This is a genomic window from Sphingomonas sp. (assembly GCF_013816785.1).
Classification (GTDB): domain Bacteria; phylum Pseudomonadota; class Alphaproteobacteria; order Sphingomonadales; family Sphingomonadaceae; genus Sphingomicrobium.
The window spans coordinates 13,833-22,374 of sequence record NZ_JACDDV010000035.1 but is presented as its reverse complement, the minus strand read 5'-3'; the positions used below and the strand labels follow the sequence as shown (position 1 = coordinate 22,374).

8 protein-coding genes, 1 tRNA gene and 1 pseudogene are annotated in these 8,542 nt (G+C 63.1%); 5 read left to right on the top strand and 5 right to left on the bottom strand.

Annotated elements, in window-relative coordinates; translation table 11 throughout:
- Window positions 1–240: pseudogene (locus H0W65_RS08415) on the bottom strand (DNA-deoxyinosine glycosylase); the annotation flags it as partial.
- 45 nt (window positions 241–285) lie between these two features.
- On the opposite strand from H0W65_RS08415, the gene H0W65_RS08410 reads away from it, so the two are divergent.
- The gene (locus H0W65_RS08410) at window positions 286–1,455 is read left to right on the top strand and encodes a glycosyltransferase family 1 protein (protein ID WP_294006387.1); all 1,170 of its coding nucleotides are present in this window, start codon (window positions 286–288) and stop codon (window positions 1,453–1,455) included.
- A gap of 6 nt (window positions 1,456–1,461) precedes the next feature.
- On the opposite strand, the gene H0W65_RS08405 is transcribed toward H0W65_RS08410, so the two are convergent.
- Window positions 1,462–2,097, bottom strand: a complete 636-nt coding sequence (locus tag H0W65_RS08405; protein WP_294006385.1) for a PadR family transcriptional regulator — start codon at window positions 2,095–2,097, stop codon at window positions 1,462–1,464.
- Between the two features lie 99 nt (window positions 2,098–2,196).
- Between H0W65_RS08405 and H0W65_RS08400 the strand changes: the two genes are divergently transcribed.
- From H0W65_RS08400 to H0W65_RS08385, 4 genes are all read left to right on the top strand, one after another.
- Window positions 2,197–3,525, top strand: a complete 1,329-nt coding sequence (locus H0W65_RS08400; protein ID WP_294006383.1) for a replication-associated recombination protein A — start codon at window positions 2,197–2,199, stop codon at window positions 3,523–3,525.
- A 24-nt stretch (window positions 3,526–3,549) separates the two neighbouring features.
- Window positions 3,550–4,839, top strand: coding sequence for a mechanosensitive ion channel (locus H0W65_RS08395; protein WP_294006381.1), 1,290 nt, complete (start codon window positions 3,550–3,552; stop codon window positions 4,837–4,839).
- A complete protein-coding gene (locus H0W65_RS08390) occupies window positions 4,836–5,690 on the top strand; it encodes a hypothetical protein (protein WP_294006380.1) in 855 nt (284 codons plus the stop codon). Before H0W65_RS08395 ends, H0W65_RS08390 begins: the two co-directional genes overlap by 4 nt.
- A 33-nt stretch (window positions 5,691–5,723) precedes the next feature.
- Window positions 5,724–5,799: transfer RNA gene (locus H0W65_RS08385), tRNA-Thr, on the top strand.
- A 207-nt stretch (window positions 5,800–6,006) separates the two neighbouring features.
- Here H0W65_RS08385 and H0W65_RS08380 read toward each other — a convergent pair.
- From H0W65_RS08380 to H0W65_RS08375, 3 genes are read right to left on the bottom strand one after another with little or no spacing between them, the layout of a single operon-like run.
- Window positions 6,007–7,575 (bottom strand): recombinase family protein, encoded by a 1,569-nt coding sequence (locus tag H0W65_RS08380; protein ID WP_294006378.1) that lies wholly within the window; start codon window positions 7,573–7,575, stop codon window positions 6,007–6,009.
- Window positions 7,572–8,024, bottom strand: coding sequence for a DUF2924 domain-containing protein (locus H0W65_RS12205; protein WP_367120134.1), 453 nt, complete (start codon window positions 8,022–8,024; stop codon window positions 7,572–7,574). The genes H0W65_RS08380 and H0W65_RS12205 overlap by 4 nt, the downstream gene beginning before the upstream one ends.
- Window positions 8,021–8,251: a DUF3489 domain-containing protein gene (locus H0W65_RS08375; protein ID WP_294006376.1), complete on the bottom strand. Its 231-nt coding sequence runs from the start codon at window positions 8,249–8,251 to the stop codon at window positions 8,021–8,023. The genes H0W65_RS12205 and H0W65_RS08375 overlap by 4 nt, the downstream gene beginning before the upstream one ends.
- Between the last annotated feature and the right edge of the window lie 291 nt (window positions 8,252–8,542).

Here is an 8,542-nt window from a genome sequence, read left to right as displayed (position 1 = left end):
CCACAAGCCAATTCGCCGGCCAGCCAGCACCTCCAGGCGGGCGTCGTAATCGAGCCGCTGCAGATCCTCGCCGATCGCTCCCCCGAGCAGGCGCCAGAATTGATTGGTCGGATGAGCGTAATAGCGGCTTGCGCTGAGCGAGGCGTCGCCGGGCAGGCTGCCGAGGATGAACAACCGGGCATCGGCGCGGGCGACCATCGGCAGCCCGATCTTGCGCGCTTCGCTTAGCTTCTCGCCCATCGCAACCTTTGCCTTTGCCGAACGCGCGGTTAAGGCGCGTCACCGATGGAAACCACCGACCTCCGCATCGCCCTGTTTTCGGGCAATTACAATTACGTCCGCGACGGCGCCAACCAGGCGCTCAACCGGCTGGTCGGCTATTTGCTTCGTCAGGGCGCGACGGTCAGGGTCTATGCGCCGGTGGTCGATAAACCGGCCTTCCCGCCCACTGGCGACTTGGTCGGACTGAAATCGGTCACGATCCCGCGGCGGCGCGAATATCGGATTCCCACCGGGCTTTCGGCGGAGGTCCGCCGCGACCTCGAAGCCTTCGCGCCCAATATCGTCCATATCTCGAGTCCCGACATCGCGGCGCACCGGGCGGTGACGTGGGCTCGACGGCGTGGCATTGCCACCGTCGCCTCAGTTCACACCCGTTTCGAAACCTATCTGTCTTATTACCATTTGCAGCTGCTGGAACCCGCGCTTCGTGCCGCCTTGCGCCGTCTGTATCGGCGCTGCGATGCCATTTTGGCGCCAGCGGAATCCACCGCGGCGGTGCTCCGCGCCCAGCGCATGAGCCGCAACATCCACATCTGGACCCGCGGCGTCGATCGCGAGCAGTTCAATCCCGGCCGGCGCGACGTCGAATGGCGGCGCAGCCTTAGCATTGCCGATAATGAGCTGGCCGTGACCTTCCTTGGCCGTCTGGTGCTTGAAAAGGGACTCCATGAGTTCGCCGCGGCGCTCGATCAGCTGACCGAGCGCGGCATTCCCCATCACGCGCTGATCATCGGCGAAGGCCCGGCGCGCGACTGGTTCCAGGAACGAATGCCCCACGGGGTGTTCGTCGGCCAGCAGGTTGGCGACGACCTTGCCCGGGCGCTGGCCAGCGGCGACGTGTTTCTCAACCCGTCGGTGACCGAGGCATTCGGCAATGTCACGCTGGAGGCCATGGCCTGCGGCTTGCCGGTGGTCGCAGCGGTCTCAACCGGAGCGACCAATTTGGTCCAGGACGGAGTCACCGGAATCCTGTGCGATCCGACCGATGGCGACGCTTATGCCGACGCACTCCAGGCCTATGCCAGCGACCCCGCGATGCGCTCGGCGCACGGCGCCGCCGGAGCTGCTTATGCCTCGACCCGCGACTGGGACGAGATCAATTCGGTCGTTCTCGATGTCTACCGGCGGGTGATCGCCAAGCGCGAGCGGCTGGCTCGAATGGCCGCTCGCTAGCCGACCCTATTTGACCCGTTCGATACGCTGCGCCGCCTCATCGAGGATGGCCGCGATTTCGAGCAGCAATTCCTCGTCGAGACCGTCGCGACCGATGCGGTGGCTAAGCGCGGTCATCAGGTTCTTTACCGCGCGGCCGATCGCCGGTCCTGCCGACGAACTTTCCTTCGGCGCCAGATCGGACAGACGCTTGAACAGTTCTTCCACTTCCGCGACATTCTCGTCGAGATGAGCGCGACCGTCGTCGGTCGCAGCGAAGATCTTCTTCGAATCCTTGGACTTCTTTTCGGCGATGAAGCCCATGTCCTCGAGCAATGTCAGGGTCGGGTAAACAATCCCCGGGCTCGGCGCATATTCGCCGCCGGTCATGTCCTCGATCGCCTTGATCAGTTCATAGCCATGGCGCGGCTGGTCGGCGATCATCTTGAGCATGACCAGCCGCAATTCACCGGATTCGAACATCCGGCGACCGCGACGGCCGCGATTGCCGTGCCGTCCCGAACCTTCCAGACCGTCGCCGAAGTCGAATGTGAATGGCCCCCAATTCCCGCTCCAGCCGCGACCGCCGCGCATTGCCATCAGGGCCGCGGGAAGGTCGATCATGAAATCGCGGCCTTTGCCGCAATCATGGTGTCGTTTCATGTTATCTCCTTTTCAGATGTGTCTGAGATATATCTTAGCTACATCGCTTGCAAGCATTTGCCGATGCATTTTTTAGATTGCGCCTTATGGTGAGCAGCGATGGGCACCTTGTTCAGCGACGATGAGATCAGCGCCGTTCGACCGGACGCAGCGCTGGCCAATGCGCCATTGGCCGATCGTCTGCGGCCGGCGACGCTGAGCGACATCGTTGGCCAGTCTCATCTGACCGGACCGGACGGTGCGATCGGCCGGATGGTTGCCGCAGGGCGCCTGTCGTCGATGATCCTGTGGGGACCGCCGGGAACCGGCAAGACCAGCATCGCGCGATTGCTGGCGGAGGCGGTCGGACTGCGGTTCGTCGCCATCAGTGCGGTTTTTTCCGGCGTCGCCGACCTCAAGAAAGTCTTTGCCGAAGCCAAACAGGCAGCCGGCGCCGGGCAGCAGACCTTGCTGTTCGTTGATGAAATCCACCGCTTCAACCGCGCTCAGCAGGACGGCTTCCTGCCGTTCGTCGAAAATGGCACAGTGACCCTGGTTGGAGCGACGACCGAAAACCCCAGTTTCGAGCTCAACGCAGCATTGCTGTCGCGCTGCCAGGTGTTGATCCTCCACCGCCTCGATCATCAGGCGCTGGGCGAGTTGATCGACCGCGCCGAAGCAATCGCCGGGCGCCCGCTTCCGGTCACGGCCGCTGCCCGCGACGCACTCATCGCAAGCGCCGACGGTGACGGCCGCTTCCTCCTCAACCAGGCCGAGACCCTGTTCGCGGTCGACATCCCCGAACCGCTCGAAGCGGCTCAATTATCCGCGCTGCTCAATCGCCGGGTCCCGGTCTACGACAAGGATCGCGAGGGCCATTACAACCTTATCAGCGCGCTTCACAAGAGCCTTCGCGGGTCCGACCCCCAGGCGGCGCTTTATTATCTCGCGCGGATGCTGGTCGCTGGGGAGCAGCCGCTGTACCTGCTGCGCCGCCTCGTCCGCTTTGCCTCCGAAGATATCGGCCTCGCCGATCCCCAGGCGCTGGTCCAGTGCCTCGCGGCCAAGGACGCCTACGACTTCCTCGGCAGCCCGGAAGGCGAACTGGCGATCGTCCAGGCCTGCCTCTACCTCGCCACCGCGCCCAAATCGAACGCCGCTTACGCCGCTCAGAAAGCCGCGTTCCGGAGCGCGAAGGAAACCGGATCGCTGCCGCCGCCGGCGCATATCCTCAACGCTCCGACCAAGCTGATGAAAGACATCGGCTATGGCTCGGGCTATCAATATGATCACGACAGCGACGACGGCTTTTCGGGCGCCGATTACTGGCCCGAAGACATGGACCGGCAAGTCTTTTACGCGCCCAGCAACCGTGGCTTTGAAGCCAAGGTCAAAGAGCGGCTTGAGTTTTGGAATGAACGGCGCAAAGCGCTACACAGGGAAGCGTGAGGAAATCCGTGAAGGGAGCGTGACATGTACCAGGTAGACCAGGGTGCCTATTGGCAGAGCCAGCTGATTTTCTGGGGCCCCAAAATCCTTATCGCGCTCGCCATACTGGTCGCGACCTGGATCGTTGCCCGCACTGCCAAATGGGTCCTTCAAAAAGCCATCGACAAGTCGCCAGCGCTGCGACGGCACGTCACCGGGACGCCCGAAGAAACCGTCGGTCATCAGCTCGGGGTGATCGCCAAGCTGATCATTTGGCTGGTCGGTATCATGGCCGCCGTCAGCTTCCTCGGCTTCGGCCAGATCCTTGCACCGATCAACAAGATGGTAGTCGAAATCTTCGCCTTCCTGCCGCGGCTCATCGGTGCCGGGCTGATATTTTTCATCGGCTATATCGTTGCCCGGATCGCCAGCCGGCTGACCGAGACCTCGCTGACCGCGATGAATGTCGAAGGCCTGCTCCACAAAATCGGACTCGGCTCGGGCTTGTCCGCCGACCGCTCGGCGACCGACCCGGCCCTGCCCGCGACCCGCAGCAGCATTGCTCGCGGAGTCGCGACACTGGTGTTCGCCTTGATCATCATCACGGTCGCAATTTCCGCTTTCCAGGTGCTTGGGGTGGAAGCGATTTCCGGGCCGGCGATTGCCATGCTCAACCAGATACTCGCCGCCATCCCGCGCGTCTTCGCGGCCGCATTGTGGATCGGCATCGCCTTCATCCTGGCGCGGTTCGTCAAGACGATCATCGAAGCGATCCTGCCGCCAACCGGCTTCGATCAGGCGTTGCAATCGACCGGCGCCTTGCCGGTCAGCGCGGTGCCATCCAAGATCGTCGCCAATATCGCGATGATCGCGATCATCCTTGGCGCGTCGATCGAGGCGGCCAAGCAACTGGGCGGCGGCACCATTGCCATCTTCCTGGCGCAGGTGACCGAGCTTGGCGGCAAGGTCATCTTCGGCTCGCTAATCATCGTCACCGGGATTTTCCTGGCACGGATCATTTCCGGTTTCGTCGCCAGCGGGACCGATGCGAGCAGCCCGGCGCAAACCATCGTCCGCTATGCGATCATCGCCTTGTTCACCGCCATCGGCCTGACCTTCATGGGCCTTGCCGACCAGATCGTGATGATGGCCTTCGGGCTGATCCTGGGTTCCGCAGCGGTGGCCGCGGCGATCGCCTTCGGGCTTGGCGGGCGCGACGCCGCGGCACGCAAGCTGGAGCGGATGGAACGCGGGGATTCCGCCCCGGCCACGCCAGTTCCGCAGCGCCCGGCCAGCGATGACGGATATGGCCAGGGCCAGCCGCCGCTGGTGTGAGGTCGCGGTTCATTTCCTTCGTCGCGATCGACTGGTCGGGGGCGAAGGGCACCAGGCACAAGGGTATCGCCATCGCCGAGGCGCGGTGCGAATCGTCGCCGCGGCTAATTCGCCCCGGACACAACTGGTCGCGCGAGGAAGTCGCCGACTGGCTGGTCCGCGAAGCCGCCAAACGCCCGACCTTGTTCGGCTTCGATTTCAGCTTCGCACCGCCAATCGTTGAGCGCGGCGAATATCTGCCGGAGGAAGCGGGCGTCCCAACCAATGCGCGCGAATTCTGGGCCTACGTCGACGCCCACTGCAGCGACGACGATTTGGGCGCCGCCAGCTTCCTTGAAACCGCCCATCGCAAGCATTTCTATTTCGGCATCGCGGACGGGGTGAAGGCCGATTTCATGCATTTCCGCCAATGCGACGCGCGCCTCAACGCGCAAGGCGGGCGCAAGACCGCCTCGGCCTATGACGCGATCGGCGCCGCTCAGGTCGCCAAGGCGAGCTTTGCCGGAATGCGGATGCTCCACGCGATCGACGACAAAATTGCCATCTGGCCGATGGATCCGCTGCCCGACGACGGCAGCGCAGTGGTTGAAATCTATACCCGCATCTACCTTCGCAACGCCGGTCTCAGCGGTGCCAAGGTCCGTTCCCGGAGCGAACTCAATCGTGCCTTGAAGGCGCTTGGCAGTCCTCCCGCGCCGCTTCGTGCCGAACCCAATGACCATCAAAGCGATGCCCTGATCACCGCCGCTGGAATGCGCCAGTTCGCGCGGACCGAGCCGAACGCCTTCGCTCCGCCGGGACTGACTCCGGCGATTGCGCGCAGCGAAGGCTGGACGTTCGGCGTGGTTTGACGCAGATGGCAGCCGCGGTGGGCTGCCGCGGCGGCCGGATTAGCTCAGATGGTAGAGCAGCGGTTTTGTAAACCGAAGGTCGCGGGTTCGATTCCTGCATCCGGCACCACTCTAAATACTCTGCAATAACAATAACTTAGATGCCATGGAGCCGGTCCGATATTGTCCCGCAGTATCCGGGACTTGCGCCGACTCCGCGCATCGCTGCCGTTAGCCAAGAGAGCTCTTTGGCCGCCGCCGAATGCCCCAAACAGCTGCACTTTCTCCAACGGCCGATAAACCGGACGACGGTTGCAGTTGCGCGTTGCGGATTGGATCAGGCGTATCCGAGCAGTACGCGCTGCTCGGCCCAGGCGAGCGGGATGTTGGTTGCCCGGAGAAGGCGTCGGCCGGTCAGTGTGGCCGGCTGTCGACCTTCGCAGATGGAAGACAGGATGTCGGGCGCAAGCCAGCTGATGCGGAGCAGCTGTTGGCGATGGGCCTTGCTGTAGTGAGCAACCAGTGGATCGTCGGCTCCTGAAAGCTGGGCCTGCTGAGCCGCCCGGGCAAGCACCACGAGCTTCAGCAGCACGGCATCTGGCGCGTTGGCCGGTTTGCCCCCGGGCGACTGAATGATCCTGACCTCGGCACCCCGCCGAGCAATGGAGATGGGAATGTCGGACGTCGCCGTGTCGCCAGCATCGCCGAATGTGACGCTCAGTTGGCACTCCTGAAGCCAAACAACCGCTTGGTGCTGGAGGAGCATCGAGCGCTGCTGCGGCACGGCCAGGCTGGCAATGCTGGTGCGGTCGTCCTCGTCGCCTGCGCCCAGTGAGCATCCTCCGGCAAGCCGTTCCTCGAGGGCCGTCAAGACGATGCGGTCGATCTCGCGCGCGGGAATACGCCAGGCGCTTTTGCGGTTCTCGCCTGGACCCAGCCTGCTCACATAATAATGGTGCCGTTGAGCGCCGCGGCTGGCAAAGGTCGGAGACATGGGCCGCCCGTCGGGATCGGTGATCATGCCAGTAAGCAAACTGGGATAGCGTGCCCGACTACCCAGGCGCCGCTCGTGGCGGTTGGTGGCGAGGTTAGCCTGAACTTCGTTCCACAGCTCGTCACCGATAATCGCTTCTTGCTCTCCGTTGTAAAGGGCATCTCCCTGGCGCACCTGTCCGATGTAGACTGGATTCTTGAGCAAGGCAGCGAGCGGTCCGGTCGTGAACGGAATGCCGCCAACCGTGCGGCCGTCTCGGAACACTCGCTTCTTGGTCAGAACACCATCGGCAGCGAGTGTGTCGGCCAAGTTGCCGATGGATTGGAGCTCGACATAACGCCGGAAGATCGTGCGCACGGTCGCTGCCTCGGCCTCCTGGATGATCAGCTTGCGGCTCTCAAGTCGGTATCCGATCGGCACCGGCCCGCCCATGAAGATCCCCTTGCGTTTGGATGCCGCGACCTTGTCGCGGATGCGCTCACTGGTGACCTCGCGTTCGAACTGCGCGAACGACAGGAGCACGTTGAGCGTCAGACGACCCATGCTGCTGGTGGTGTTGAACGCCTGGGTTACGCTGACGAACGAGGCCCCCGCCTTATCGAGCGTATCAACGATGCGCGCGAAGTCAGCGAGGCTTCGAGTGAGCCGGTCCACCTTGTAGACGACGATCACATCGATCTTGCCGGCGGCGACATCGTCGAGCAGTTGTTTGAGTGCCGGCCGGACCATCGTGCCGCCCGACCAGCCGCCATCGTCATAGCACTCCTGGACCACCTCCCATCCCTCGTGGGTCTGGCTCAGGATGTAAGCGGCGCAGGATTCGCGCTGAGCGTCGAGGCTGTTGAACGCCTGATCGAGCCCGTCCTCGGTCGACTTGCGGGTGTAGATAGCGCAGCGGCGACGGACCATCATGCGGCGATCCTTCGCTGAGGAACGCTGCGCTTCTTGAGCCCGAAGAATAGTGGGCCAGACCAATGTGCTCCAGCGATAGCGGAAGCGACCTGGGTCAGGCTGGTGAAGTGCCTGCTCTCATGTTCATATCCTTTGTCGAGGACGACCACTTGGTGGATCTTTCCGCCCCACTCTCGCACGAGCCGAGTGCCAGGCTTTAAGGATACCGACTTGATTGAGGTGATTGACTCGCCGTTTCGGAGGCGCCTGGCCGCTTGATCCAGCGCGCGTTTGCTCTGAGCGGCAAGCACTCCATGAACTCGCGACTGGAGCTTCCATGCAATGCCCCGGCGGAGCAAATTGGGTGCCATCGTGGGGGCCGGCCTGCGCCAGCACTCGCGCCACAGAGCGCGAAGCTGGGCAGGTGACATCGCTAACAGGTCGTTCAGCTTGCGATCGAGGTCGCTCATTCGGCGGGAGGCATCGAGGCGGCCTCGATGCGGTAGGCGAGCTTACCGTCGGCTCGTTGTTCTTTCACGATCTGCGACTTTTTGCGAACGCCGGTGAGAAACGCGCGACAGCTGTGCGGCTGCCAGCCGGTCGCCTTGGCGATTTCAAGGACCGTGGCGCCCTTCTCACGTGAGAGGATCTTCGTCACCATAGCAGCCTTCGTCGAGGCGTTGGTCTTGGTCGTCATGTTGGGCCTCCATTTTGCGCCACACCGGAGACATTCCGATGGCACTGACCCAAGCCGCCGAACCTGAAGTTCGCGCGGCTGTCTCGCCCTAAGGCGACGAGCGACCAATGCTCGATTCGGCCGCACAGTCGAGTCCTTATTCGCGTGCGCGCCGAAAGCTGCGGGTGGACTAGCGGCCGCCGAAGAGCGTCATTGAGCACATGACGAAGAAACGCCGACATGACCCGGAAACCTCGCGCCTAATCGACGAGCTTCTCACTCGGGCCGGCATGATCATGGAAGATGCCTCAG

What these genes read in the sequence shown, in the direction of transcription:
- H0W65_RS12205 (WP_367120134.1), bottom strand. Translation starts at nt 8,024, where the DNA reads ATGAGCGACCTCGATCGCAAGCTGAACGACCTGTTAGCGATGTCACCT.
- H0W65_RS08395 (WP_294006381.1), top strand. Translation starts at nt 3,550, where the DNA reads ATGTACCAGGTAGACCAGGGTGCCTATTGGCAGAGCCAGCTGATTTTC.
- H0W65_RS08375 (WP_294006376.1), bottom strand. Translation starts at nt 8,251, where the DNA reads ATGACGACCAAGACCAACGCCTCGACGAAGGCTGCTATGGTGACGAAG.
- H0W65_RS08380 (WP_294006378.1), bottom strand. Translation starts at nt 7,575, where the DNA reads ATGATGGTCCGTCGCCGCTGCGCTATCTACACCCGCAAGTCGACCGAG.
- H0W65_RS08400 (WP_294006383.1), top strand. Translation starts at nt 2,197, where the DNA reads ATGGGCACCTTGTTCAGCGACGATGAGATCAGCGCCGTTCGACCGGAC.
- H0W65_RS08410 (WP_294006387.1), top strand. Translation starts at nt 286, where the DNA reads ATGGAAACCACCGACCTCCGCATCGCCCTGTTTTCGGGCAATTACAAT.
- H0W65_RS08405 (WP_294006385.1), bottom strand. Translation starts at nt 2,097, where the DNA reads ATGAAACGACACCATGATTGCGGCAAAGGCCGCGATTTCATGATCGAC.